This window comes from Herbiconiux liukaitaii (assembly GCF_041927495.1).
Classification (GTDB): domain Bacteria; phylum Actinomycetota; class Actinomycetes; order Actinomycetales; family Microbacteriaceae; genus Herbiconiux; species Herbiconiux liukaitaii.
The window spans coordinates 421190-446972 of record NZ_JBHFHG010000004.1; the positions used below are offsets into that span (position 1 = coordinate 421190).

Sequence of the window (25783 nt, forward strand, 5' to 3'; positions counted from 1 at the left end):
ATGACCGATTCCGCCACGCCGCCGGCCACCGGCACCCCCGAGATCGTGCTCGAGCTCGACGCGCAGGTGCTCACGATCACGCTCAACCGGCCGCAGAAGCTCAACGCGGTGACGCAGGAGATGTCGGATGCGCTCGTCGAGGCCGCCGAGTGGGCCAACGACTCGGATGCGGTGCGCGCCGTCGTGCTCACGGGTGCGGGCGAACGGGCGTTCTGCGCGGGCTCCGACATCCGTCAGCTCGACAAGTACGCCACACCCTGGGACTTCCGCAACCGCGCCGACTACTGCGACGCCCTGCGGCTGCTGCGCAAGCCCGTGATCGCGGCCGTCAACGGCTACGCCTTCGGAGGAGGGCTCGAGACGGCGCTCACGTGCGACATCCGCCTCGCCTCCACCACGGCGTCGTTCGCGGCGCCCGAGATCAAGCTCGGCTGGATCGGTGGCGGTGGCATGAGCACGTTCCTCGGCCACTCCATCGGTGCGAGCAATGCGGCTCTCATGCTCATGACGGGCGATCCGATCGACGCCCAGCGTGCTCTCACCTGGGGGCTCGTCTCCGAGCTCGTGGAGCCCGCAGGCCTCGTGGCCAGGGCGCAGGAGCTCGCGCGCACCATCGCCTCCCGCCCGCCCATCGCGGCCGAGACCGCGAAGGCCAATCTGCGCGCGGCCTACAACCTGCCCCAGGACCAGGCGATCGCCTACGAGCGCGACCTGCAGACCGTCACCTTCGCCACCGAGGACGCCGCCGAGGGCCGAGCCGCCTTCGCCGAGAAGCGCGCCGGCACCTTCCACCGCCGCTGACCCGGCCGCCAGAACCCTAGGAGAGCACCATGACCGAGACAGCCAGCACCGGGCCCACCAGCGCCGAGCCCACCAGCGCCGAGACCACCACCGCCGAGACCGGCGCCGCCGAGACCACGGCCGCGCACTGGGCCGGCACCGCGGCCGAGGCCCTGCCCGCCGACGGCTACGCCGGCACGCTCCTCGGGCGGGTGTGGGACCCTGCGGTCGAGGGGCCGTCGCCCGTGCTCATCCGCGAGGACGGCGTCTTCGACCTGAGCGCCCGGTTCAGCACCGTGAGCGCGCTCGCCGAGACCGCCGACCCCGCCGCCGAGGCCCGTTCCGCCGCCGAGGGTGCACCCCGGCTCGGGAGCTTCGACGAGATCTACGCCAACACCCCGCCCGCCTCGCGCGACGGCGCCCGCCCGTGGCTGCTCGCCCCCGTCGACCTGCAGACCCTCAAGGCGGCAGGGGTCACCTTCGCCATCAGCATGATCGAGCGCGTGATCGAGGAGCGGGTGAAGGGCGACGCGGAGGCGGCGGCGAGCATGCGCGACAGCATCCTGGCCGAGATCGGCACCGACCTGCGCGAGGTGAAGCCCGGTTCCGAGGCGGCCATCGCCCTCAAGAAGTACCTCGTGGGCGAGGGGCTCTGGAGCCAGTACCTCGAGGTCGGCATCGGCCCCGACGCCGAGATCTTCACCAAGGGCCCCACCCTCTCGGCCATGGGCACGGCCACGCAGGTGGGAGTGCTCTCGACCTCGAAGTGGAACAACCCCGAGCCCGAGGTCGCGCTGCTCATCGACTCGACCGGCCGCATCGTGGGGGCGACCCTCGGCAACGACGTGAACCTGCGCGACGTGGAGGGCCGATCCGCTCTGCTGCTGCCGAAGGCCAAGGACAACAACGCCTCGTGCGCGCTCGGCCCGTTCATCCGACTCTTCGACTCCGAGCCGGGAGGCTTCGGTCTCGACACCGTGCGCGCTCTGCACGTCACGCTCGAGATCGACGGCGACGACGGCTTCCACCTCGACGGCAGCTCCCGCATGGCGGAGATCAGCCGCGACCCGGTGGAGCTCGTGGGGCAGCTACTCGGCCCGCAGCACCAGTACCCCGACGGCGCGCTGCTCATGCTCGGCACCATGTTCGCCCCCATCGTCGACCGTGACGAGCCCGACCGCGGCTTCACGCATCACACGGGCGACATCGTGCGGATCTCGGCGGCCGAACTGGGTAGTCTGGTCAATCAGGTCGAGGAGAGCGAGAGGTGCGAGCCGTGGGAGTTCGGGATCCGCTCGCTGATGAGGAACCTGGCGAGGCGGCAGCTGCTGTGACTCCTCCGCGCGTGGCGGCCTCGAGGCGCTCGACCAACACGGTCACGCTCGAAGACGTGGCGCGCCATGCGGGTGTCTCCCCGCAGACGGTCTCGCGCTCCATCCGCACCCCCGCCCTCGTCTCCGAGTTCACCCTCGAGCGTGTGCGCTCCTCCATCGACCAGACCGGCTACGTGCCCAACCTGGCCGCCTCCAACCTCGCGTCGAACCGCAGCATGACGGTGGCGGCCATCATCCCGGCCATCTCCGCCTCCGTGTTCGCCGACGCGCTGCAGGGGCTCGAGCAGGTTCTCGCGCCGGAGGGCTACCAGCTCTTCATCGGCTCCACCGGTTACCGGCCGGCCCACGAGGAGGCGCTCGTGCGCGCGTTCCTCGGCCGCCGCCCCGACGGCATCTTCATCGTGGGCACCAACCACTCGCCGGCCACCGACCACCTGCTGCGCGAGTCGAAGGTGCCCGTGGTCGAGGCCTGGGATCTGAGCGACGACCCCGTCGACAGCGTCGTGGGCTTCTCCAACCGGGAGGCGATCCGCGCGGTGGTGGAGTTCGCCATCGAGCGCGGCTACTCCCACCCCACCTTCGCCGGATCGCTGCAGCGCGGCGACTTCCGCGCCACGGCCCGACGCGCGAGCTTCGAGGAGTCGGTTGCGGCCCTGCTGCCCGGCGAACCCGTGCGGGTCGTCGACTCCGGCACGGCCACGGTCGACTACGAGACCGGCAGGCGGCTGCTCGACGAGGCGCTGCGCGCGCATCCGGAGACCGACGTGCTCATGTTCGCGAGTGACGTGTTCGCGGCCGGCGCTCTGCTCGAGTGCACGCGGCGGGGTCTGCGGGTGCCCGAGGACATCGCCATCACGGGATTCGGCGACTTCGAGATCGGTCGCCACCTCGTGCCGACACTCACCACCGTGGCCGTGCCCAACCGGCAGATCGGCACCGTGGCGGGCGAGGTGCTGCTCGCCCGCATGAACAACCGCTCGACCGCGACCTCGGCGGTCGACCTCGGCTTCTCGGTGGTGGCGCGCGAGAGCGCGTAGCCGCCCTTCCCCTTCTTCCACGTTCCCCTCTCCCACTCCACGCCTCCCCCCCTCACCTGAAGGACATGAAAATGTTGACCACGACGGATCCGCGTACCGGTGTTAGCGCTGCCACCGACCTCGAGCCCACGAGCACGGAGGGCGTCGACACGATCGCCCGCTGGGCGGAGGGCGCCGCCCACGAACTGCAGAGCAGGGGCCGCGAGTTCCGCGCGCAGCTGCTCGACGCCATGGCGGCGGAGGTGCTGTCGTCGCGCGACGAGCTCGTGGCCACCGCCGACGCCGAGACCGGCCTCGGCATCGCCAGGCTCACGGGCGAGGCCGGCCGCAGCGCCTTCCAGTTCTCGCTCTTCGCCGAGGCCGTGCGCGAGGGCTCGTTCGTGGAGGCCGCCATCGACCACGCGGGCGACACCCCGCTCGGCCCCGGACCGGATGTGCGGCGCATGCTCGTCTCCATCGGCCCGGTCGCGGTGTTCGGCTCGAGCAACTTCCCCTTCGCCTTCTCGGTGCTCGGCGGCGACGTGGCGTCGGCCATCGCCGCGGGCTCGCCCGTGGTGGTCAAGGCGCACGGATCGCATCCGCTCACCTCGCGCCTGTCCTACGAGGTGCTGCTGCGGGCGGCGCAGAGCGTGGGCGCCCCTCGGGGCACCTTCGGCATCGTCTACGGGCAGGTCGCGGGCGTCGACCTCGTCAAGCACCCCGCCATCAAGGCCGCGGGCTTCACCGGGTCGCTCGGTGCAGCCTCTGCCCTGCAGAAGGCCATCGACACGCGGCCCGATCCGATCCCCTTCTTCGGCGAGCTCTCGAGCATCAACCCGCTCGTGGTGTCGCCGGAGGCCGCTGCCGTGCGCGGCGGTGAGATCGCCACGGGGCTCTTCACCTCGTACACCGGATCGGCCGGTCAGCTCTGCACCAAGCCCGGCATCGCCTTCGTGCCGGCGGATGCGTCGGGGCAGGCGATCGTGGATGCGCTCGCCTCGCTCACGCGCGAGGCGCCTGCTCAGGTGCTGCTCAACGGGCGCATCCGCGGGTCGTTCGACGAGATCGAGGGGCGGCTCACGGCGGCGGGCGCCTCCGAGCTGGCTCGGGGTGTGGAGGCGCCGGCCGATGCGCCGGAGGGCTTCAGTGTGGCGCCGACCCTGCTCGAGACGTCGGCGGCCACGCTCGACGAGTCGCTCGCGGAGGAGTGCTTCGGTCCGCTCATCGTGGTGGCGCGGTACACGAGCTTGGACGAGGTGCGCGAGGCCTTCGGCCGCATCCCGCACTCGCTCACGGCGACGCTGCACGTGGAGGAGTCGGAGACGGATGTGGTGACCTCGCTCACGCCGACCCTCTCGGCGAACGCCGGTCGCGTCGTGTTCAACGGGTACCCCACGGGGGTGCGCGTCACGTGGGCGCAGCAGCACGGGGGGCCGTGGCCCTCCACGAACTCGCAGCACACCTCGGTGGGCGTCACCGCGGTGCGCCGGTTCCTGCGGCCGCTCGCCTGGCAGAACGCGCCGGCCGCCGCCCTCCCCGAGGAGCTCCGCGACGACTACACCGCCATCCCCCGCCGCATCGACGGCACCCTCCACCTGGCGGGCTGACGCAGCCCTGCTTCCCTCTGGTCGCGACGATCAGAGGGAGGCGGATGGGGGTGCGAAGAGGGCGGCCAGGCGGGCGAGGTCGGCCTGCACGAGGCGTGCGTCGGCGGCGAAGGCCTCGTCGGAGGTGCTGGGCAGCTGGAAGAGCGTGAAGACCACTTCGCTGCCGCCGTCGTTGGGCAGGATGCGCAGCGGGTTGTGGGTCACGGAGCCATCAGGCAGCACCACGTCGTGATCGAGGATCCCCTCGTCGACGGCCCCGGTGAACCGCACCTCCACGAGCCCCATCGGCGACTCCGTCACCCACCGCCCGCCCCCACCCGAGCCGTCGGGCTCCCAGCGGATGCCCGAGCTGAGACCCGCCGCCCACCGCGGCAGCTGCGCCGGATCGCCCGCCACGGCCGCGACCTCCGCGGGCGCGGCGTCGATCGACCGGGTGAGGTGCCGCACGTTCCACGTCATCCCCTGACGCTACGCCGTGCCGGCGAGTGCGTCACCCCGCACGCGGTCAGGCGTCGTCGGGCTCCGGGGTGTCCGGGGCGGGTGGGCGGCGGCGGATGCGGATGGGGCCGCGGGCGGTCGCCAGCTCGACCGGGGTGCTGCCCTGGGTGATGTCGACCTCGCCGCGGTCCACGAGGCGCTGCGCGGCCTGGCGGGCGGGCTCCATGAGCGGGCGCCAGTCGTCGGGGTCCACGGCACGTGCGGCATCGGAGGGGCAGATGGTGGAGGTGGCTGCGCGGCGGGAGAGCAGCTCGAGGATGGTCGTCTCGAGCCGCGCACCCACGTCGTCGCCGACGGGCTCAGGAGCGGGCATGATCCTCCTCGGCGTCGGTCTCTTCCTCGTCGAGGGCGGTGAGGGCCTCCAGGGCCTCGTGGGCGCGGGCGAGGCGGGCGGCGACGGGCTCCTCCCACCAGTACGGCCCGCGCTCGCCCAGGCCGTGCTTCGCGAGTCCCACGCGCTCGCGCGACGCCGCGACGGCAGGTTCGTCGCCGTGCCGCTTGGCCGCGCCCACTCCGGAGCGCCCTCTCCCCAGGTGCGACTTGAGCGCCATCACCACGTCCTCGGGCAGCGACGGGTCGGTGCGTCGCCAGCGCCGCCCGCCGATCACGAGCCAGCGCTCATCCTCGGTGGCAGCATCCTCCGCCGACTCCGCCGACTCCGCCATGCCGCACCTCCGAACCACGATCGCCGTCGACGCTACGCCCCGCCGCCCGCATCGCCCACCCTCCTGACCCCGCGCCTGGCATGCTGGAGGGATGTCTGAGGGAGAGCCGCCCATCGAGCTGACCGTCGAGCGGGTGCGCACGGGCGGCGGCATGGGGGAGCACTCGCTCGCGACCCGCGTCACGAAGGTCGTCACCCGCGAGGGAGAAGCGCAGGGCGCAAAGGGCCGGGACTTCGTGCTCATCGCCGGTGTGGGTGTCGCGGCCACGTACTTCGAGTTCCTCGCCCCCGCCCTCGCCAGACACGGTGACGTGTACGCGCTCGACCTCCCTGGCTTCGCCGGCATGAAGCGCCCCACCGCACAGCCCACCGCCGCCTTCTTCGCCGACCAGGTCGAGAGCGTGCTCGAGCACTACGGCCTCGAGAACCCCGTGCTCATCGGGCATTCGATGGGCACCCAGGTGGTGACCGAGGTGCTCCTCCGCCATCCCGAGTTCACCCACGGCGTGCTCGTGAGCCCCGTCATCAACGAGGCCGAGCGCACCCCCGCCGTGCAAGGCATCCGCTTCGCGCAGTCGGCCGTGCACGAGAGCCTGCACCTCATGCTCACGGCGCTCTCGTCGTACATCCTGTGCGGCGTGGTCTACTTCCTCACCGTGCTGCCGCACATGCTGCGCTACCGGCTGAGCGAGCGGATCGGGCTCGTCGAGGCCGAGACCCTGCTCATCCGCGGCGAGTTCGACCGCACCTCGCCCCGGCGCTTCCACTCGAGGCTCACGCGCTCGGCGCGGAGGGCGAGAGCGGTGCGCACGTGGGAGATCGGGGGAGCGGCGCACTCCATCATCAACGCGCACGCCGTGGGAGTGGCCGAGCTCACCGTCGCCCACGTCGACGGCTCGCTCGCCCGGCGCGGCCGCATGACGTCGTCGGAGGCGGCGGTGCCCCCGCCCAAGGTCGTCGACATCGCCATGGTGCTGGGCGCCACGGGCAGCCGCATCGCCGAATGGGTGAGCGCCCTCCGCGGCGACGAGGCCGGCGTGGGCCGAGCCAAGGCCGCCCACGCCAAGATCCTCTGGCGCGCCTTCGCCCCCTCCCGCGATAGGGGCTAGGCGGCCACGCGCCCGGGCTCGGGAGTCGCCGTCACCACCATCGGCGGGGCCTTCGACACGAGCAGCCACGCCGGCAGGATCGCCACGCACAAGAGCGGCAGCGCCACGAGACTCCCCGTCACCACGATCGCCAGGAACAGCGCGAGCCACCCGTCCCGACTGATCGCCAGCACGAGCCCGAGCACCCCGGCCGCCACGCACAGCGTGAGCGGCACCCCTGGCAGCACCAGATTCGCCAGGATGCCGAACGCCAGCCCCAGGAACACCGCCGGGAAGATGTGCCCACCCCGGAACCCGGCCGCCGCCGCCACGGCCAGCGCCACGAGCTTGACCGCGATGACGAGCAGCACCTGCCCCACCCCGAGCGACGACCGCGTCTCGAGCAGCTCGCCCATCTGGTCGAGCCCCTTGAAGAGCGTCAGCGGCCCCCCGAGCGCACCCAGGGCGCCGAGAACCACCCCGCCGAGCGTGATGTACAGAACGGGGTTGCCGATCCGATGGAAGAGCGGATGCAGCACCCTGAACACCAGGATGCACAGGATGCCGACACCCGCCGCGACCGTCGCGAGCACCGCGGCGCCCAGGATGTCGAGCTGCACCACGGTGTCGTAGGCGGGCAGGCCGAGCGCGAAGGTGGGTCGCGCGAGCAGCGTCATGGTGAGCGATCCGGCCCCGGCGGCCGCGAGCGGCAGGAACAGCCTGTCCCACAGCTCGCCGCCCGTCGGCAGCGCCGCCACGATGCCCGTGAGGATGAGCGCCGCCGCCACGGGCGTGCCGAACAGCGCGCCCACGGTTCCGGCCGCCGCGAGCATGACCGTGAGCTGCGGCGGCACCTTCGGCAGGAAGCGCGCCATCAGGGCCACGAACAGCCCCGCATTGATGGCGATGATGGGGCTCTCCGGGCCGAGGCTCACGCCTCCGGCGAGCCCGAGCACCGCCACGAGGGCGAGGGAGGGCAGCACCCTGAGCGGCTGCGGCGTGGAGATGAGCTCGGTGGTGGCGGAGTCCTGGCCGCCGTGGCCAGGCACGAACCGCACCACGAGCCCCACGGCGAGCCCGGTGAGGCTCAGCACCGCGAGGATGAACCAGCCGCTCGACGGATCGAGCCCGACCGCGGCCGGCAGCGCATCCCAGATGCCGTGCTCGAGCAGGCCGGCGAGCTGCTCGAGGCCGAACAGCACGAGTGCCGAGAGCACCCCGATCGCCACGGCCGGCACCGCGAGCACGAGCTGTCGACGCGTGGTGGGCCCGGATGCACCGCCGGCGGCCGCTGTGCCCCCCATGCCGCTCCCCGTTCAGACGCCCCTCGGAATGGACACCAGTATGGCGTCAGAGGGCCGGGATTGTCATCACGTGCGGCTGTCGTCGCCGACCTCGGCGGTGGAATCCGGCTTCTCCGGATCGTCGAGGTCCGGCCCGTCGGCGGGCTGCTCGATGCGCTCGAACTCGTCGATGAGCAGCGTCTCGGGCAGGAAGTGCCCCGTGCGATACGCCGCCCGGCCCGTCATGTGCGCCGAGGCGGGAGCGGTGAGCCCCTGGAAGAACACGATCGCCACCGCGAGCGTGACCGTGCCCACCGAGAAGTTCGAGATGGCCACATCCACCACGATGGCGATGAGCCCGAGGATCTGCGGCTTGGTGGCCGCGTGCAGCCGAGACAGCACGTCGGGGAACCGCACGAGGCCGATGCCTGCCGCGAAGCACATGAACGCCGAGAGCAGCACGAGCAGCACCGTGATGACATCGCGCACACCCACCCCGCTCACGCCGTCGAGGTCGAATCCCAGGTCGAGGTTCATGTGTCGTCCCTCGCGGAGACGAAGCGGGCCACGCTCACTGAGCCCACGATGCCGAACAGGGCGAGACCGAGCATCACGGGCAGGGTGTCGGTGTGCCCGTTGATGGCCATCTCGGCACCGAGCGCGCACATGACGGTCGCCACGAGAACGTCGGAGGCGATGATCCGGTCGAGCGCCGACGGCCCCTTGATGATGCGCCAGATGGCTCCGATGGCACCGACACCCATGAGGATCCCGGCGATGATGACGACGATGATCACGAGCGACCCCTTTCGGTGCCGGTGTCCGTGCCAGTGCCGGCGCCGGTGCCGTCGTCGGTGAGATCGATCGCGCCGGTTCCGACCCCGTACGGCGCCTCCGGATCGGGCACCGTCTCGATCTCGGCCCCCGCGGCGAGGGCGTCCTCCGACTTGCGCAGCCGCACCAGGTCGTCGTTCGACCCGGCCGCGAGGATGAGCCGCCGCTCGGTCGCGAGCACGGCCCGCCGCCGCGCCGGCAGCTCGTCGAGCGACGTGACGTCGAACGAGTGCAGGTAGAGGGTGGCGTTCTCGCGGTCGATGTCGAGCACGATCGAGCCGGGCACGAGCGCGATGGCCTCGGCCGTGAAGGTCATCACGAGATCCGACCGGGTGCGCAGCGGCACCGCGATGATCGCGTTCGAGGCCACGTAGCCGGGCTTCACGGCCACCCACGCGATCTGGATCGAAGCCACCACGATGTCGATGAGCAGCTTGGCCAGGAAGACCAGGGCACGCCACGGATTGATCCGCCCGCTCAAGCGCACGGCGGGCAGGAAGAACACCGCCGACACCACGAAGGCCAGCGCGACCCCCGTGATGAGCGCGAGCCACGTGAACTGCCCCCAGAGCAGCATCCACAGCAGCACGAGCCCGAGGAACGGCACGAGGCCGCTCGCGATGCGGGCGCGGAGCAGACGGGCGCGCGTGCGGGGGCTCACGGGGTGCTCCCCTCGAACACGGTGTCTGTGCCCTCGGGGAACACCGAGTCGACGTAGTTCTCGGGCGTCGCCACGTTGAACGCCGCGCGCTGCGCGAGGTCGAAGAGCGGACCGGCGAACACCGTGAGGCACAGCGTGAGCGCCACGAGCCCGGTGGTGGCGCTCACCATGAGCTTCGAGCGGCGCAGCCCTGTGTCGGAGGCGGTCGCCACGCCCGAGGGGGATCCGTTGGTGTCGTCCGGGCTCTCCTGCAGCGACTCCATGAGGGGTGACTCGTAGCCCTCCACGTCTTCCTTCGGCCGCCAGAACGCCATGTTCCACACGCGCATGAGGGCGTAGAGGGTGAGCAGCGAGGTGGCCGTGCCCGCCCCGATCATGACGTAGACGAGAGGGCTCGGGCTCGCAGCCCCCGCCTCGAACAGGCCGAGCTTGCCGAGGAAGCCGGAGAACGGCGGGATGCCGCCGAGATTGAGCGCGCCGAGGAAGAACAGGATCGCCACGAACGGCGCCTTCTTGAGCAGCCCGCCGAGCCGCGTGATCGACGTCGAGTGCCCCACCCGCTCGATCAGCCCCACCACGAGGAACAGCGCGGTCTGCACCAGGATGTGGTGCACGATGTAGTAGATCGTGGCCCCCGTGGCGAGCTCGGTGCCGATGGCGACACCGAAGATCATGTAGCCGATGTGGCTCACGAGGGTGAACGAGAGCAGCCGCTTCACATCCGCTTGCGCGATGGCGCCGAGGATGCCCACGATCATCGTCAGCCCGCCCACGATCAGCAGGGGAACCGCCAGGGGCACGTCGAAGAACAGCAGCTTGTCGGTGCGGATGACGGCGTAGACGCCGACCTTCGTGAGCAGCCCCGCGAACACCGCCGTGACGGGCGCGGGCGCGGTGGGGTAGCTGTCGGGCAGCCAGAACGAGAGCGGGAACACCGCGGCCTTCACGGCGAAGCCGATGAGCAGGGCGGCGCAGAGGATCATCTGGATGTCGAGCGGCAGGTCGCGCATGCGCTCGGAGAGCAGCGCCATGGTCACGGTGCCCGTCGCACCGTAGATGAGCGCGATGGCCCCGAGGAAGAGCAGCGACGACACGAGGCTCACCACCACGTAGGTCACTCCGGCCCGGATGCGCGAGCCCGTGCCGCCGAGCGTGAGCAGCACGTAGCTCGCCGCGAGCAGCATCTCGAAGCCCACGTACATGTTGAAGAGGTCGCCGGCGATGAAGGCGCCGAAGAGCCCGGCCGCGAGGATGAGGTAGGTGGGGTGGAAGATCGACACGGGGGTGTCGCGATCCCGGTCGGCGATGCCCTGGCCCACGGCGAAGATGAGCACGCCGAGCAGCACGAGCGCCGAGACCACGACCATGATGGCGGAGAGCCTGTCGACCACGAGCACGACGCCGAAGGGCGGCTCCCACCCGCCGACCTTCACCACGAGGGGCCTGCTGGTCTCGTCGACCACCGCGAGCAGCACGGCCGCCGCGATGGTCACGGCGGTGAGCGCGGTCACGCTGATGGCGATCTGCAGGCGCGGGTAGCGGCCGAGGATGAGGGTGATCGCGGATCCCACGAGGGGGATGATCACGAGGAGCGGGACGAGGGCGTTCATCGCATCACATCCCTCTCGTTCTCGCTGGGTTCCTCGGTGGCGGGCGGGTGGTCCTCGCTGCCGTCGCCGCCCTCCTCGAGCACGTGGCGCACGGCCTCGTCGTCGTCGTCGAGCGAGGCGTGGAACTGCTCGGTGGCCTCGGCCTCCATGGCCTCCTCGAGCTCCTCGTCGGCGAGCACGTCGTCTCCCTCGTCGCCGAGGTTGGAGAGCCACCACGAGCGGTAGATGAGCGCCAGGATGAACGCCGTGATGCCGAAGTTGATCACGATCGCCGTGAGCATGAGCACCTGGGGCAGCGGATCGACGATGTCGGCACCCGTGGTGTCGCCGTCGATGATCGGTGCCTGGCCCGACCGCCCCGACATCATGAAGATGAGCAGGTTGGTGGCGTTGCCCACGAGCAGGAAGCCGATGAGGATGCGGGTGAGGCTCTTCTCGAGCATCACGTAGACGCCCGTGCCGTACATCACGGCCATGAGCACCACGAGGGTGAGGGAAGCGCTCATCGGGCATCACCCCCCGCGCTCTGCGCGGCATCCGACCGGCTGGGGGCGGCATCCGCACGGCTCGGGGTGGAGCGGCCGCTCGTGTCGCTGCCGGCGACACGCCCTCGGGTGTCGGCCTCCTCGGCCACCACGGAGTGGTCGTCGGGCTTCGCGTCCACGTCGTCCTCCGCGAGCTGCCTGTCGACCTCGCCGCCGAGTGCGCGCAGGATGTCGAGCACCACACCGATCACCACGAGGTACACACCCACGTCGAAGATCGTGGAGGTGCCGAACGAGACGTACCCCACGAGGGGCAGCTCGGTGGAGAAGTAGGCGCTCGTGAGCACCTCGGCGCCCAGGAAGAGCGAGCCCACGGCGGTGCCGGTGGCCAGCAGCATGCCGGCGCCGAGCAGCACGCCGGGGCCGATGGGGAGCGTCTCGCCGAGTTCGTAGCGGCCGCCGGCGAGGTAGCGCGCGATGAGTGCGAGACCCGCCACGAGACCGGCCGCGAATCCGCCGCCCGGGGCGTTGTGGCCTGCGAAGAGCAGGAAGATCGACACCACGATCGCGGGGTGGAAGACGAGGCGCACGAGCACCTCGAGGATGAGCGAGCGGTTGGCGGGCGAGAGCGTCTTGCCGCCGAGCAGCCACGAGTGCTGCCTGTCCTCTGGCATCTCGTCCGAGGTGTGCGGATCGTCGACGAGCTGGATGCGCTGCGCTCCCTGGCGGCGGCCGCGCGATTCGCGGAGGCGCGGGATGGTGAAGTTGCGGCCCGTCACGAAGATGAGGCTCGCCACGCCCGTGGCCACGACGATGAGCACCGAGAGTTCGTTCATGGTGTCCCAGGCGCGGATGTCGACGAGCATGACGTTGACGATGTTCTGGCCGTGGCCCTCCTCCACGCTCAGGCGTGCGAGCTCCTCCGAGAGGTCGCCCACCTGGCGGGCGCCGAGCGCGACCATGCCCACGACGCCCATGGTCACGCCCACGAGGGTGCCGATGAGCGCCCGACGGCGGCGCCGCATGGGGCGGTTGTGCTGGGCGATCTTCACCGGCAGGCGGCGCAGCACGAGCACGAAGACCACGATCGTGACGGTCTCCACGAGAGCCTGGGTGAGGGCGAGATCCGGGGCGCCGTGGAAGGCGAAGAGCGCCACCATGCCGAAGCCCGTGACCCCCACGAGCAGCACGGCCGCGAGTCGGTGCGTGGCCCGCGCGGCCATGATGGCGGCCACTCCCATCGCGAGCGCCACGAACACCTGGGCCGGGTAGTCGAAGAGCACGATCTCGCTCGGCCAGGTGCGGTTGAAGGCCGTGGTGGCGCCGAGGCACAGCACGAACACCACGAGGATGGTGCCGAGGTACTGCGGCAGACCGCCCTTCTGCGCGAACAGGGTCACGCGGGCCGCGGTCTGATCGACGCCGCGCACGATCGTGACGTAGGTGCGCGAGGCGTCGATGAGGTGCGGCATCTTGCGCTGCAGCCTGGCGAACGGGCGGCGGATGGCGAACAGGCCGAGACCGCCGGCCACCACGAGCGCCGAGATGCCGAGCGCGGGCTCGAAGCCGTGCCAGAGGGCGAGGTGGTAGGTGCTCGGCACCTCTCCTGAGCCTCCGACGAACGCGAAGTCGGTGGTGTGCGGGATGCTGTCGGCGTAGACCTCGAGCGCCGTGCTGATGGGCCCGGCGAAGAAGCCGCCCGCGATGGTGGCGAGGGTGAGCACGATCGGGGCGAGCAGGATGGCCTTGGCCGGCGGGTGCGGTTCGTGGCCCGCCTCGCGGTGCGCGCGGTCGCGCTTGGCGGCAGCCGCATCCGCTGTCTCGCCTGACTCGCCCTTCTTGGTGAAGAAGGCCCCCCAGAAGAAGCGGGCGCTGTAGGCCGTGGTGAGCAGCGAGCCGATGCTCACGCCCACGAGTGCCACCCAGCCCCAGAGGTCGCCCTCCTCGCCCGCGTGGAGGAACGCCGTGAGCACGGCCTCCTTGGCCACGAAGCCGAGGAGCGGAGGGATGCCGGCCATGCTCGCCACGGCGATGAGCGCCACGGCCGCGAGCACGGGCCGGCGTCGGCCGAGGCCCGAGATCTCGCGCAGATCCCGTGTGCCCTCGTCGTGGTCGATGATGCCGACCACGAGGAAGAGGGTGGCTTTGAACAGGGCGTGGGCGAGCAGCAGGGCGGCACCGGCCAGTGCCGAGTCGCGGGTGCCGAATCCCACCACCACGGTGAGGAAGCCGAGCTGGCTCACGGTGCCGTAGGCGAGCAGCAGCTTGAGGTCGTACTGGCGGAGGGATCGCCAGGCGCCCACGAGCATGGTCCACACGCCGAAGGCCACGAGCACGGGCACCCAGCCGGGGGTGTCGGCGAAGCCCGGGGCGAAGCGGGCCACGAGGTAGATGCCCGCCTTCACCATGGCGGCCGCGTGCAGGTAGGCGCTCACGGGGGTGGGGGCGGCCATGGCGGCCGGCAGCCAGAAGTGGAAGGGGAGCAGGGCCGACTTCGAGAGGGCGCCCACGAGGATGAGCATGATGGCGGTCGTGACGAGGCCGCTGCCCTCCGGGGGGTTCGCCACGAGGGCCTCGATGGAGCTCGTGCCCGCCTCGGTGGAGAGCAGGATGATGCCCACGAGCATGGCCAGGCCGCCGAAGGTGGTCACGAGGAGCGCCTGCAGGGCCGCACCTCGGCTCTCCTTGCGCTCGGTGTAGTGGCCGATGAGGAGGTACGAGAGCACGCTCGTGATCTCCCAGAACATGAACATGATGTAGATGTCGTCGGCGGTCACGAGACCGTACATCGTGCCGGCGAACGCGAGCAGCAGGGCGGCGAACCGGCCGAGCTGGGGCTCGCGCTCGCTGAAGTAGCGGGCGCAGTAGATCAGCACGAGCGCGCCCACGCCCGTCACCACGAGGGCGAGCAGCCACGCGAGCAGGTCGACGCGGAACGAGAAGGCGATGCCGAGCTGGGGGATCCACGGCACCGACTGCACGGCCTGGCCGCCCTCGAGCACCGTTCCGGTCTGGCTCAGCGTGTACACGAAAGCCGCCGCCGGGAGGATCGCGACGAGGTAGAAGACCTTGGTGCCGAGCAGCCGGGTGAGTACGGGCGTGAGCGCTGCAAGCCCTGCGAACAGCAGCAGGACCAGGATCACGCGGACTCCTCGGGTCGGGGAGAGGGCAGGTTTCCCAGTCTACCTTGGGCTAGCGGTGGCCCGTGCCCGGGTGGTGGTTGTGGAGGGCGCTGTGCTCGGTCGGCGCCTGGCTCGGGGCGGGCGGCGCTGGGCGGGGTCGGTGGGGCCGGCGGGCCGGGCGGGTGCTGGGTGCGGCGTAGGCTCGGGCAGCATGAGCTCTGTTGCTGTGCACGCTGTTCCCGGGGGAGCCGACGGGGGGCCGTACGGGCTCGCGGTGACCGAGGACGGGGCCGTGTGGTGCACACTCGTGCACGGCGGGGCCGTGGTGCGGTTCGCGGCGGGTGCCGCCGGAGCGACCGGCCGTGCCGCCGGTGCTGCGGATGACGGTGCCGCGGCGGGGGACGGGTTCACTCGCATCGAGTTGGGCTCCGGGGCTCGGCCGTCGCAGGTGGCCGCGGCGGGGGAGGACTCCGTGTGGGTGACCGACACCGATGGTGGCCGGCTCGTGCTCGTCGGACCGGCCGGGGAGCTGCGATCCGTCGCCGTCCCCACCGCGGGCGCCCAGCCCTTCGGCGTGGTCTCCCTCCACGACGGCACCGCGTGGTTCACCGAGATGGCGAACGACTCGCTCGGGCGCATCGACATCCTGGGCGGGGTGGCCGAGTTCGCCGCCGGAACGTCGGGCGGTCTCGTGTCGATGCTCGCGGCATCCGGTGACTCGCTGTGGTTCACGGCGCACGAGGCCAACGCGGTGGGCTACGTGCGGGGCGGGGATGCCGCGCCCGTGCTGCACACGCTGCCGACTCCGGAGGCGGGGCCCGTGGGCATCGCGGTGGGCGACGACGGGGCCGCGTGGTTCTGCGAGATCCTGGCGGGGGCCATTGGGCGCATCGACCGCGCGGGCCGCATCACGGAGTACCCGCTGCCCGCGTCGGGCTCCAAGCCGCACGCGATCGTGGCCGATCCGCTCGGCTCGGACGGGGTGTTCGGTGCGGGGTGCTGGTTCACGCTGTGGGGGGCGAACCAGCTGGGGCATGTGGCGCTCGACGGATCGTTCTCGTTCGTCGACCTCGCGTCATCGGGGCACGACGAGCCGCACGGGCTGGCCGTGGCCGCCGACGGGGCCGTGTGGGTCGCGATGGAGTCCGGCGCGCTCCTCGAAGTCCGCCCCGCTCGCTGAGCTCACCCCGGTGGGGCGCCTGGGCGCGGCGGCTCAGGGGAGGGCTGCGGCGAGCGCGTGCAGCACGTGCTCGGCCGTGGGCACGCCGGATGCGCGCATCCGCTCGGTGCCGTCGGCGCCCGTGATGACCACGGTGGGTGTGGCGGTGATGCCGGCGGCCTCGCTCGCGGCCGGGTCGTCGGCCACGTTGATCTCGTGCCACTCGACCCGCTCGCCCACGAGCGGAGCGATGCGGTCGAGCGTCTGCCGCGTGCTCGTGCACGCGCCGCAGAAGCTCGAGGAGTAGAGGGTCACGCTGAGTTCCGACACCTCCTGCACAACCGCGGATGCGCCCCGCTGATTCCCCAGGCCGGTCGCGCGCGCGGAGCACGAGACCCGTCCACGATAGAATCAGCTGTCGACCGGCACCGTCCGTCGGGCACTGACAGAGGAACCGAGAGGGAATCCACATGCCAGCGATCGTGCTGATCGGCGCCCAGTGGGGCGACGAGGGTAAAGGCAAGGCCACCGACCTCCTCGGCAGTCGTGTCGACTACGTCGTCAAGTTCAACGGCGGCAACAACGCGGGCCACACGGTCGTGGTGGGCGACAAGAAGTACGCCCTGCACCTGCTGCCGTCCGGCATCCTCACGCCCGGTGTCACCCCGGTCATCTCCAACGGTGTGGTGGTCGACGTCGAGGTGCTCTTCCACGAGCTCGAGGCGCTGGGCTCCCGCGGGGTCGACGTGTCGAAGCTGCTCGTCTCGGCCAACGCGCACGTCATCACGCACTACCACCGCACGCTCGACAAGGTGACCGAGCGCTTCCTCGGCAAGCGCCAGATCGGCACCACGGGTCGGGGCATCGGGCCCGCCTACGCCGACAAGATCAACCGCGTGGGTGTGCGCATCCAAGACCTCTTCGACGAGGGCATCCTGCGCCAGAAGGTCGAGGGGGCGCTCGACCTCAAGAACCACATCCTCGTGAAGGTCTACAACCGCCGCGCCATCGAGGTCGACGAGGTGGTCGACGACCTGCTCTCCTACGCCGAGCGGCTGCGGCCCATGGTGGCCGACACCTCGCTCGTGCTCAACCAGGCGCTGAAAGACGGCAAGACCGTGCTCTTCGAGGGCGGCCAGGCCACCATGCTCGACGTGGATCACGGCACGTACCCGTTCGTCACCTCCTCCAACGCCACGTCGGGCGGGGCGGCCACCGGATCGGGTGTCGCGCCCAACCGCATCGACAGCGTCATCGCCGTCGTGAAGGCGTACACCACGCGGGTCGGCGCCGGCCCCTTCCCCACCGAGCTGTTCGACGAGTCGGGCGAGTTCCTGCGCTCCAAGGGCTTCGAGTTCGGCACCACGACCGGCCGTCCCCGCCGCACCGGCTGGTACGACGCGCCGATCGCCCGCTACACCGCGCGCATCAACGGTGTCACCGACTTCGTGCTCACCAAGCTCGACGTGCTCACGGGCCTCAAGACCATCCCGGTCTGCGTGGCCTACGAGGTCGACGGCAAGCGCGTCGACGAGGTTCCCGTCTCGCAGACCGACTTCCACCACGCGAAGCCCATCTACGAGGAGTTCGAGGGCTGGAGCGAAGACATCACGGGTGTGCGCGAGTTCGCCGACCTCCCGGCGGCGGCGCAGCGCTACGTGCTGGCCCTCGAGGAGATGAGCGATTCCCGTATCTCCGCCATCGGAGTGGGCCCGGCCCGAGACGCGATCGTCACCCGCCACGACCTCCTCCCCTAGCGCCGGCCGCAGCCGCCGCGCAGCGCCGAGGTAGTCGCAAGCCCGGTAGCCACGCGTCCGGCAACCGCCGTGCTGGTCTCCTCGACGATCCGCTACCTCGGCGATGATCGACGGTTCGGGTGGGTCAAACCACGGAGTAGCCGGCGGGGAGGGGGGTGCGGCCGGTGAGGGCGAGGAGGAGCGTGTCGCCGTCGCCTCGGGCCGCGGCGACACCGCAGGCGAGCGTGACGGTGGAGGCGACGGCGTCGGGCGACTGGCCGTGCGGGATGTCGAGGGCGCGGCCGAGATCGATCGAGTGCACCACGAGCTCGAAGACGCGTGTGCGCAGGTACTCGTGCAGCTCGATGCCGAGGCCGCCGATGGAGACGATGCGTTCCTGGTGCGCGGCGTCGATGAGCGCGGTCGCTCTCGTGATGGCGTCGGCCACCGCGCGCGCCGGATCGTCGCCGAGCCAGATGCCCGCCTCCACGCCGCGGTCGTGCACCGACGCGGGATCGGTCAGGTCGCGGTAGACGCGGGCGTAGTAGCTCTCGGCGTTCGGCACGTTCGGGAACCCGGGGTCGTCGAGCAGCAGATAGCTCTCGACCGTGAGGATGGCGCGAGTGGTGTGGCCCACGAGCGAGCGCACGGTCCACTCCCCGAGCGCCGGCGAATCCCACCGGTCACTCGGAACCCTCGTGACGAGGTCGTGGAACGCGGTGGAGGAGTGGAAGAACGTGGCGGCACTGCCCATCTCCCCATCGTGGCACAGCCCCACCCCCACCGGCGCGCGCGCCCGCGACGCACATCGGTGTGCACCTCTACTCGATGCGGCGCAGGCGCTCGGTGAGTCCGAGGCGCACCGTCGGCCACTCCGGCGCGATGATCGAGAAGACCACCACGTCACGCACCGTGCCGTCGCGCCACAGATCGTGGTGCCGCAGCACGCCGTCCTGCTTGGCCCCCAGTGCCTCGATGGCGGCGCGGGAACGACGGTTGTGCCAGTGCGAGCGCAGCTCGACCGCGATGCAATCGAGCTGCTCGAAGGCGCGCGAGAGCTGCAGCAGCTTGACCTCGGTGTTGAGCCCCGTGCCCTGAGCGCTCGGCGTGATCCAGGTGGAACCGATCTCGAGCCTCCGATCCTCCCGCCGGATGTTGAGGTACGTCGTCATCCCCACGGCCCGTCCATCCGACACCCGTCGTATGGTCCACGGCACCACGAGACCTGCCTCGTGCCGCACCAACCGCAGAGCGATGTCCTCCGCCATCCCCTCCGGTGAGGGCACCCGTGTGAACCAGAGATCGCCGAGCGGCGCGACCGCCTCGGCGAGCTCCTCGGCGTGCGACGGGTGCAGCGGCTCCAGCACGGCCAGGCGCCCGCTCAGCACCGGGATCTCCAAGAACTCCGCACCCACCATGCCCCCATGCTACGGAGGCCACCGACGGCTGAGCGCGTGCCCCACCGGGTGCGCGGCGCCACCGGCTGCCGTGCCCCACCGGGTGCGCGGGGGCGGCGGGGGCGGTGCCACACTGGGGGGATGGTCGCCACGATGCCCGTGCATGCCCCCCTGCAGGGCCGCTACATCCGTCTCGAACCGCTCACGCGAGAGGCCCTGCCCGAGCTGCACGCGGCCATCGGCCATCCGCAGGTCTTCGCGAGCGGCTACGGAGGCGGGCCGGAGGCGTACCGCGCCACTCCCGAGGAGTTCACCGCCTGGGCGGAGGGCTACTACCAGTGGCAGGGCGGCCTCGCCTACGCCATCCGTCTCACCGGAGGGTCCGACGACGGCCTGCTCGTGGGCACGACGACCCTGGGCGACGTCGATCCGGCGCTCGAATACGCGCACATCGGTTGGACCGCCTACGACCCAGGGGTCTGGGGCACCGTGGTGAACCCGGAAGCAAAACTCCTCCTCCTCTCCCTGGCCTTCGAGCACGGCTTCGGCCGCATCAAGATCCAGGCGGATGTGCGCAACGAACGATCGCAGGCCGCGATCGCCAAACTCGGCGCGACCTTCGAGGGCATCAGCCGGCGCGATCTGCCCCGCGCCGACGGCAGCTGGAGGGACTCCGCCGTGTTCTCGATCATCATCGACGACTGGCCGCGCGTGCAGGCGGGCCTGACGCAACGTGTGGAGAACCAGGGCGGCGGAGTGCCTGTGCAGAAGAGGACGACCTAGCCCCTCACCGGCACTGACCCCCGGCCGCCCTGAAGATCGGGAGAACGTGCACCCAACTCCGTGCAGACCACCCCCGATCAGTGATGAACTAGAGCCATGGAAGCTATCTACACCGCAATCGCCCATGCCTCAGGCGGAGGCCGCGACGGACACGTCCGCAGCGAAGACGACCGCCTCGACCTCGACACCCGCCCGCCCAAGGAGATGGGCGGATCCGGCGACGGAACCAACCCCGAGCAGCTCTTCGCCGCAGGCTACTCCGCCTGCTTCCTCGGTGCCGTGCACGCCGCCGGCCGCGAGCTCAAGCTCGACACCACCGACGCCGCCGTCTCGGCGAGCGTGGCCATCGGCAGCAACGGTGAGGGCGGCTTCGGCCTCGCCGTCGAGCTCGACGTCTACGTGCCGAACGTGAGCCCCGAGGAGGCCAAGCAGGTCGCCGACAAGGCCCACACCATCTGCCCCTACTCCAACGCCACCCGCGGCAACATCGAGGTCAAGGTCTCGATCGTCGAGTAGCGACTGCCATTCTCCCGGCGGCCGACTGCCAAAGCCCGCGAGGCTCGCGGTCGGCCGCCCGGGGCGACTCCCCCAGGCGGTAGTCTCTGGCGAGTGCCCCGCAACCGCCTCGCCGTAGCCCTCCAGTTCTCGGCACTCGGACTCATCTGGGGAGCCAGCTTCCTGTTCATGAAGGTCGCCCTCGAGGGTGTCTCGTTCGGACAGGTCGCCTGGACCAGACTCGTGCTCGGCGCCCTCACCCTCGGCATCCTGCTGCTCGTCACCCGCACACGGCTGCCCAAGGGTCGCGCCGTCTACCTGCACTTCGTGGTGATCGGTGCCTTCGGCTGCGCCATCCCATATCTGCTGTTCGCCTGGGCCGAGCAGTACGTCACCTCCGGGCTCGCGAGCATCTACAACGCGGTCACGCCCATCACCACCGCCCTCATGGTGACCCTCGCGTTCCGGGTCGAGCGTCTGGGGCGGGATCGGGTTCTCGGCGTGGTCGCCGGCATCGTCGGCGTCATCATCATCATCGGCCCGTGGACCTTCCTCTCGGGCAGCGCCGACGGCAGCGGCGGAGCACCCCACGGGGATCTGCTGCTCGAGCTCGCCGGTCAGCTCGCGTGCCTCGGCTCTGCCGTCTGCTACGGCTTCACGTTCGGCTACATCCGTCGTTTCGTGAGCGGCCGCCATCCGGTCTCCGGGCTCACCGCCGCGTTCCTGCAGGTGGGCATGGGGGCCGCGATCCTGCTCGTGCTCACGCCGTTCGTGGCCATCGGCTCCGTGCGGCTCGACCCCGCGATCGTGGGCAGCCTCATCGTGCTCGGCGTCGCCGGCACCGGGGTGGCGTACCTCTGGTACATGAACGTGCTCAACGCCTGGGGCCCGACCGCCACCTCCACGGTGACCTACCTGACTCCGGTGGTGGGGGTCGCCCTCGGCATCCTGCTGCTCGGCGAGACCCTGAGCTGGAACGCTCCCGTGGGGGCTCTGCTCGTGTTCGTGGGCATCCTGTTCGCCCAGGGGCGGCTGCGGATGCCGTCGCGGGGCTCGGGTGGTGCCGACGGCCCCGGTGGACCCGGTGGATCCGGTGGTCCCCTGGCCGGTGCGGGCGACTCGAAGGGTGCTCGCCGCGAAGCTGGCTAGAGTCTACGTATGGTCACGCACTCCTCGGCATTCGACGACGCACCCGACGACGACGGCCTCCACACGGAGGCTGCGGTGTACGCGCACCTGGAGAGCATCCGTCAGTCGATCGACAACATCGATGCGGCCCTCATCCACATGCTCGCCGAGCGGTTCAAGTTCACGCAGAACGTGGGTCGGCTGAAGGCCGAGCACGGGTTGCCGCCCGCCGACCTCGAGCGCGAGGCCCGTCAGATCAAGCGCCTGCGCTCGCTCGCCGAGGAGGCGCACCTCGACCCGGCGTTCGCCGAGAAGTTCTTGAACTTCATCGTGGCCGAGGTCATCCACCACCACGAGCGCATCGCCGACGGCAAGAAGCTCTGATCCGCGGCCACCGCGTTCGCGGCGGCTGCGGGGGCGTCAGACGGTGGCGGCGGGCGGGGCGACCGGGCCGAAGCGACCCGGGAGGGTCGCCGTGTGGGCGCCGGAGAGCTCGGCGATCGGCACCGTGAAGAGGCCCTGCACCTCGAGCGAGTCGGACTCCGCATCCGTGACCCCGATGCGCAGCACCGGGAACGAGCGGCCCTCGCACAGGCCCTTGAACTTGACGTCGTCTTCGCGCGGCACCGAGACGAGCACGCGCGCGGTCGACTCGCTGAACAGGGCATCGGATGCCGAGACGCCGTCGCGCTCCACGATCTCGTCGAGCCACACCCGGGCCCCGATGCCGAACCGCAGCACCGACTCGGCGAGGGTCTGCGCGAGACCGCCGTCGGAGAGGTCGTGCGCCGAGTCGATGAGGCCCTCGAGCGCACCGGCCCGCAGCAGCTCGGCGAGAGCGGCCTCGGCGGGCAGCGAGACCTCGGGCGGGAGCCCGCCGAGGTGGTCGTGGATGACGCCTGACCACGCCGAGCCGTCGAGCTCCGAGCGCGTGACGCCGAGCAGGTAGAGGTTCGACCCCTCGTCTTGCCAGCCGGAGGGCACACGGCGCGCCACATCGTCGATCACGCCGAGCACCGCCACCACGGGGGTGGGGTGGATGGGCTGCGAACCGGTCTGGTTGTAGAACGAGACGTTGCCGCCCGTCACCGGGATCTCGAGCTCGAGGCAGCCGTCGGCCAGACCCTCGACGGCCTTCGAGAACTGCCACATGACCTCGGGGTTCTCGGGCGAGCCGAAGTTGAGGCAGTCCGAGACCGCGACCGGCGTGGCACCCGTGACCGCCACGTTGCGGAACGCCTCGGCCAGCGCGAGCTGCGCACCACGGTAGGGGTCGAGCTGGCAGTAGCGGCCGTTCGCATCGGAGGCGAGCGCGAAGCCGAGACCCGACTCCTCGTCGACCCGGATCATGCCCCCGTCATCCGGGAACGACAGGGCCGTGTTGCCCAGCACGTAGCGGTCGTACTGATCGGTGATCCACGCCTTCGACGCCATGTTGGGCGAGGCGACGAGCTGCAGGAACTCCGAGCGCAGGTCTTCACCCGAGGTGGAGCGGGGGAGCCGCGAGGCCGAGTCGGCTTGCAGCGCATCGATCCACGCGGGGTAGGCCACGGGGCGCTCGTAGACCGGACCGTCGACGGCCACGGTGCGCGGCTCGACGTTGACGATCTCCTCGCCGTGCCAGTTGATGACGAGACGACCGGTGTCGGTGACCTCGCCGAGCACGCTCGTCTCCACATCCCACTTCGCGGTGACCGCGAGGAAGCCCTCGAGCTTCTCGGGCTGCACGATGGCCATCATGCGCTCCTGGCTCTCGGACATGAGGATCTCCTCCGCCGTGAGCGTGGGGTCGCGCAGCAGCACCTTCTCGAGCTCGATGAACATGCCTCCGTCGCCGTTCGAGGCGAGCTCGGAGGTGGCGCACGAGATACCGGCGGCGCCGAGGTCTTGGATGCCCTCCACGAGGTCGCCCGCGAAGAGCTCGAGGCAGCACTCGATGAGCACCTTCTCGGCGAACGGATCGCCCACCTGCACGGCGGGCCGCTTGGTGGGGCCGCCGGCCGAGAACGTGTCGGAGGCGAGGATCGATGCGCCGCCGATGCCGTCGCCACCCGTGCGCGCTCCGAAGAGCACGACCTTGTTGCCCACGCCGCGCGCGTTGGCGAGGTGCAGGTCTTCGTGGCGGAGAACGCCCACGCTCAGGGCGTTGACGAGCGGATTGCCCTGGTACACCTTGTCGAAGTAGGTCTCGCCGCCGATGTTCGGGAGGCCCAGGCAGTTGCCGTAGAACGAGATGCCGCTCGTGACGCCGTGCACCACACGCGCCGTGTCGGCCTCGTCGATGTCTCCGAACCGCAGCTGGTCCATGACGGCCACGGGGCGGGCGCCCATAGAGATGATGTCGCGCACGATGCCGCCCACGCCGGTGGCGGCTCCCTGGAACGGCTCGATGTAGGAGGGGTGGTTGTGGCTCTCGACCTTGAAGGTGACCGCCCAGCCCTCGCCGACGTCGACCACGCCCGCGTTCTCGCCCATGCCCACCATGAGGTTCTTCTTCATGGCCGGGCTGACCTTCTCGCCGAACTGGCGGAGGTAGATCTTCGACGACTTGTAGGAGCAGTGCTCGCTCCACATGACCGAGTACATGGCGAGCTCGCCGCTCGTGGGGCGACGGCCCAGGATCTCGCGGATCTTGGCGTACTCGTCGGCCTTCAGACCGAGGGCCTCGTAGGGCTGCTCCCGCTCGGGGGTCGCGATGGCGTTCTCGACGGTATCGGCATTGCTCACGCGGCCAGGACTCCTTGGATAGCGGGGGAGGGAAGCGCCTCGATTCTACCGGCCCGCCGTGTCGCACCCGTCAGGGGCTGCGAGCTGTGGATAACCGAGGGTGGGCTGGGGACTGGGGACAATGCGTGAAGCTGATTCACGGACTCGCGGGGTAGCGTCGCCTCCATCGCGCCGACCGTCCGGCCGCCGCTCCTCTCCCGGAAGAAGTCGATCGTGTCCCGCAACTGGCAGCGTTGGATCCCCGCAGTAGCCGTGCCGGCCGTCGTGGCCGTGGTGGCCGTCACCGGAGGGGTCGCCGCCTCCGCGAGTGCCGACCTGCCCGAGAAGACTCCGCAGGAGGTGCTGGCGCTCGTGGGCTCCAGCGACGTCACGGCGTTCTCCGGCACGATCGAGCAGAGCTCGGATCTCGGACTGCCCGACGTCTCGGCGCTCTCCGGTGGAACGGGTGGGTCCGGCGGATCCGGTTCCGGCAGCTCGGGCGACTCGACCGCGGCCGTCTCCGGTGCCCTCGAACTCGCCACGGGCAGCCACACCGCCCGCGTCTACGCCGACGGGCCCGAGAAGCTGCGGGTGCAGGTGCTCGACCAGCTCGCGGAGCGCGACGCCGTGAGGAACGGCGACGACCTGTGGCTCTACGACTCGGACGAGCAGACCGCGGTGCACGCGACCCTGCCGGAGCGCGATGGTGCCGAGGGCGCCGATGACGGCGCCGCCGCCGCCCTCCCCGGCGAGAACGGCACCGTGCCCACGCCCGACGAGCTGGCCACGAGGTTCCTCGACGCCGTCGACCCGTCGACGGATGTCTCGCTCGGCTCCGAGACCACGGTCGCGGGCCGCGATGCCTACGCCCTCGTGCTCACGCCCCGCACCGACGACACGCTCGTGGGCTCGGTCACGATCGCCGTCGATGCCGAGACGGGCATGCCGCTCGAGGTGCAGGTCTTCGCCCGCGGAACGTCGTCGGCGGCCTTCGAGGTCGGCTTCACCGACCTCTCGCTCGACACCCCCTCGGCCGACCTCTTCGAGTTCACGCCGCCTGCGGGCACCGAAGTCACGGAGAAGGAAATCGACGGATCGCATCAGGATGCCTCGGGCCCCGGCTCCGAGGGATCCGCCGATGCCTCGGCCCCCGGGTCGGGAGCCGCCACCGAGCCGACCGTGATCGGATCGGGCTGGGGTGCGATCGTCGAGACCGCTCTGCAGGGCGATCTGACCGAGCTCACCTCGAATCCGCTCTTCGCCCAGCTGGCCACTCCGGTCGACGGCGGCAGCGTGCTGCAGACCACTCTCGTCTCGGTGCTCCTCACCGACGACGGCCGGGTGCTCGCCGGCGCCGTGCCCGCCGAGCTCCTCCAGCAGGCCGCGGCCGAGTGACC

The 25783-nt window shown here is 70.9% G+C and carries 26 protein-coding genes; 12 read left to right on the forward strand and 14 right to left on the reverse strand.

Going from position 1 to position 25783, the window contains the following annotated elements:
* From ACEXQC_RS09620 to ACEXQC_RS09635, 4 genes are all read left to right on the forward strand, one after another.
* Positions 1-801 (forward strand): enoyl-CoA hydratase/isomerase family protein, encoded by an 801-nt coding sequence (locus ACEXQC_RS09620; RefSeq protein WP_374820949.1) that lies wholly within the window; start codon positions 1-3, stop codon positions 799-801.
* Between the two features lie 29 nt (positions 802-830).
* Complete coding sequence (locus ACEXQC_RS09625) at positions 831-2114, forward strand: fumarylacetoacetate hydrolase family protein (RefSeq protein WP_374820952.1); 1284 nt, start codon at positions 831-833, stop codon at positions 2112-2114.
* Entirely contained in the window at positions 2111-3151 is a 1041-nt protein-coding gene (locus tag ACEXQC_RS09630; RefSeq protein WP_374820955.1) for a LacI family DNA-binding transcriptional regulator, read from the forward strand. Before ACEXQC_RS09625 ends, ACEXQC_RS09630 begins: the two co-directional genes overlap by 4 nt.
* Before the next feature lie 71 nt (positions 3152-3222).
* Complete coding sequence (locus tag ACEXQC_RS09635) at positions 3223-4737, forward strand: aldehyde dehydrogenase (NADP(+)) (RefSeq protein ID WP_374820958.1); 1515 nt, start codon at positions 3223-3225, stop codon at positions 4735-4737.
* A 30-nt stretch (positions 4738-4767) separates the two neighbouring features.
* On the opposite strand, the gene ACEXQC_RS09640 is transcribed toward ACEXQC_RS09635, so the two are convergent.
* Genes ACEXQC_RS09640 through ACEXQC_RS09650 form a run of 3 tightly spaced genes read right to left on the reverse strand, consistent with a single transcriptional unit; the run spans position 4768 to position 5900 of the window.
* Positions 4768-5196 carry an SRPBCC family protein gene (locus ACEXQC_RS09640; protein WP_374820960.1) on the reverse strand — a complete coding sequence of 143 codons (429 nt, stop codon included), beginning with the start codon at positions 5194-5196 and terminating at the stop codon, positions 4768-4770.
* A gap of 46 nt (positions 5197-5242) precedes the next feature.
* The gene (locus ACEXQC_RS09645; RefSeq protein ID WP_374820963.1) at positions 5243-5548 is read right to left on the reverse strand and encodes a DUF3253 domain-containing protein; all 306 of its coding nucleotides are present in this window, start codon (positions 5546-5548) and stop codon (positions 5243-5245) included.
* Positions 5535-5900 (reverse strand): biopolymer transporter Tol, encoded by a 366-nt coding sequence (locus ACEXQC_RS09650; protein ID WP_374820966.1) that lies wholly within the window; start codon positions 5898-5900, stop codon positions 5535-5537. The genes ACEXQC_RS09645 and ACEXQC_RS09650 overlap by 14 nt, the downstream gene beginning before the upstream one ends.
* Positions 5901-5991: 91 nt before the next feature.
* On the opposite strand from ACEXQC_RS09650, the gene ACEXQC_RS09655 reads away from it, so the two are divergent.
* On the forward strand, positions 5992-7008 hold the full coding sequence (locus ACEXQC_RS09655) for an alpha/beta fold hydrolase (protein WP_374820969.1): 1017 nt from the start codon (positions 5992-5994) through the stop codon (positions 7006-7008).
* Here ACEXQC_RS09655 and ACEXQC_RS09660 read toward each other — a convergent pair.
* The 7 genes from ACEXQC_RS09660 to ACEXQC_RS09690 all read right to left on the reverse strand — a co-directional run bounded on the left by ACEXQC_RS09660 (position 7005) and on the right by ACEXQC_RS09690 (position 15003).
* Positions 7005-8291 carry an ion channel protein gene (locus ACEXQC_RS09660; RefSeq protein WP_374820972.1) on the reverse strand — a complete coding sequence of 429 codons (1287 nt, stop codon included), beginning with the start codon at positions 8289-8291 and terminating at the stop codon, positions 7005-7007. The two genes, ACEXQC_RS09655 and ACEXQC_RS09660, sit on opposite strands and share 4 nt — an antisense overlap.
* Before the next feature lie 66 nt (positions 8292-8357).
* Positions 8358-8807, reverse strand: coding sequence for a monovalent cation/H(+) antiporter subunit G (gene mnhG, locus ACEXQC_RS09665; RefSeq protein ID WP_374820974.1), 450 nt, complete (start codon positions 8805-8807; stop codon positions 8358-8360).
* Positions 8804-9067: a monovalent cation/H+ antiporter complex subunit F gene (locus ACEXQC_RS09670; RefSeq protein ID WP_374820977.1), complete on the reverse strand. Its 264-nt coding sequence runs from the start codon at positions 9065-9067 to the stop codon at positions 8804-8806. Before ACEXQC_RS09670 ends, mnhG begins: the two co-directional genes overlap by 4 nt.
* Positions 9064-9765: a Na+/H+ antiporter subunit E gene (locus ACEXQC_RS09675; protein WP_374820980.1), complete on the reverse strand. Its 702-nt coding sequence runs from the start codon at positions 9763-9765 to the stop codon at positions 9064-9066. Before ACEXQC_RS09675 ends, ACEXQC_RS09670 begins: the two co-directional genes overlap by 4 nt.
* On the reverse strand, positions 9762-11375 hold the full coding sequence (locus tag ACEXQC_RS09680; protein WP_374820983.1) for a Na+/H+ antiporter subunit D: 1614 nt from the start codon (positions 11373-11375) through the stop codon (positions 9762-9764). Before ACEXQC_RS09680 ends, ACEXQC_RS09675 begins: the two co-directional genes overlap by 4 nt.
* Positions 11372-11881 carry a sodium:proton antiporter gene (locus ACEXQC_RS09685; RefSeq protein ID WP_374820985.1) on the reverse strand — a complete coding sequence of 170 codons (510 nt, stop codon included), beginning with the start codon at positions 11879-11881 and terminating at the stop codon, positions 11372-11374. Before ACEXQC_RS09685 ends, ACEXQC_RS09680 begins: the two co-directional genes overlap by 4 nt.
* Positions 11878-15003: a Na+/H+ antiporter subunit A gene (locus ACEXQC_RS09690; RefSeq protein ID WP_374820988.1), complete on the reverse strand. Its 3126-nt coding sequence runs from the start codon at positions 15001-15003 to the stop codon at positions 11878-11880. Before ACEXQC_RS09690 ends, ACEXQC_RS09685 begins: the two co-directional genes overlap by 4 nt.
* A 190-nt stretch (positions 15004-15193) precedes the next feature.
* Between ACEXQC_RS09690 and ACEXQC_RS09695 the strand changes: the two genes are divergently transcribed.
* Positions 15194-16162, forward strand: coding sequence for a Vgb family protein (locus tag ACEXQC_RS09695; RefSeq protein WP_374820991.1), 969 nt, complete (start codon positions 15194-15196; stop codon positions 16160-16162).
* A gap of 33 nt (positions 16163-16195) precedes the next feature.
* Here ACEXQC_RS09695 and ACEXQC_RS09700 read toward each other — a convergent pair whose 3' ends face one another.
* Complete coding sequence (locus ACEXQC_RS09700) at positions 16196-16480, reverse strand: glutaredoxin family protein (protein WP_374820994.1); 285 nt, start codon at positions 16478-16480, stop codon at positions 16196-16198.
* 131 nt (positions 16481-16611) lie between these two features.
* Here ACEXQC_RS09700 and ACEXQC_RS09705 point away from each other — a divergent pair, with 131 nt between their 5' ends.
* Positions 16612-17898, forward strand: coding sequence for an adenylosuccinate synthase (locus tag ACEXQC_RS09705; protein WP_374820997.1), 1287 nt, complete (start codon positions 16612-16614; stop codon positions 17896-17898).
* 124 nt (positions 17899-18022) lie between these two features.
* On the opposite strand, the gene ACEXQC_RS09710 is transcribed toward ACEXQC_RS09705, so the two are convergent.
* The gene (locus ACEXQC_RS09710; protein ID WP_374821000.1) at positions 18023-18631 is read right to left on the reverse strand and encodes a maleylpyruvate isomerase family mycothiol-dependent enzyme; all 609 of its coding nucleotides are present in this window, start codon (positions 18629-18631) and stop codon (positions 18023-18025) included.
* Positions 18632-18698: 67 nt separating this feature from the next.
* A complete protein-coding gene (locus tag ACEXQC_RS09715) occupies positions 18699-19295 on the reverse strand; it encodes a GNAT family N-acetyltransferase (RefSeq protein WP_374821003.1) in 597 nt (198 codons plus the stop codon).
* A 120-nt stretch (positions 19296-19415) separates the two neighbouring features.
* Between ACEXQC_RS09715 and ACEXQC_RS09720 the strand changes: the two genes are divergently transcribed.
* The 4 genes from ACEXQC_RS09720 to ACEXQC_RS09735 all read left to right on the forward strand — a co-directional run bounded on the left by ACEXQC_RS09720 (position 19416) and on the right by ACEXQC_RS09735 (position 22064).
* Positions 19416-20057, forward strand: a complete 642-nt coding sequence (locus tag ACEXQC_RS09720) for a GNAT family N-acetyltransferase (RefSeq protein WP_374821006.1) — start codon at positions 19416-19418, stop codon at positions 20055-20057.
* 96 nt (positions 20058-20153) lie between these two features.
* Positions 20154-20573: an organic hydroperoxide resistance protein gene (locus ACEXQC_RS09725; protein WP_374821009.1), complete on the forward strand. Its 420-nt coding sequence runs from the start codon at positions 20154-20156 to the stop codon at positions 20571-20573.
* 93 nt (positions 20574-20666) lie between these two features.
* Positions 20667-21701 (forward strand): DMT family transporter, encoded by a 1035-nt coding sequence (locus ACEXQC_RS09730; protein ID WP_374821012.1) that lies wholly within the window; start codon positions 20667-20669, stop codon positions 21699-21701.
* A gap of 9 nt (positions 21702-21710) precedes the next feature.
* On the forward strand, positions 21711-22064 hold the full coding sequence (locus tag ACEXQC_RS09735; protein WP_374821015.1) for a chorismate mutase: 354 nt from the start codon (positions 21711-21713) through the stop codon (positions 22062-22064).
* Positions 22065-22100: 36 nt separating this feature from the next.
* On the opposite strand, the gene purL is transcribed toward ACEXQC_RS09735, so the two are convergent.
* Positions 22101-24407, reverse strand: a complete 2307-nt coding sequence (gene purL, locus ACEXQC_RS09740) for a phosphoribosylformylglycinamidine synthase subunit PurL (RefSeq protein WP_374821018.1) — start codon at positions 24405-24407, stop codon at positions 22101-22103.
* A gap of 213 nt (positions 24408-24620) precedes the next feature.
* Here purL and ACEXQC_RS09745 point away from each other — a divergent pair, with 213 nt between their 5' ends.
* Positions 24621-25781, forward strand: a complete 1161-nt coding sequence (locus ACEXQC_RS09745; RefSeq protein WP_374821021.1) for a LolA family protein — start codon at positions 24621-24623, stop codon at positions 25779-25781.
* Positions 25782-25783: the final 2 nt, after the last annotated feature.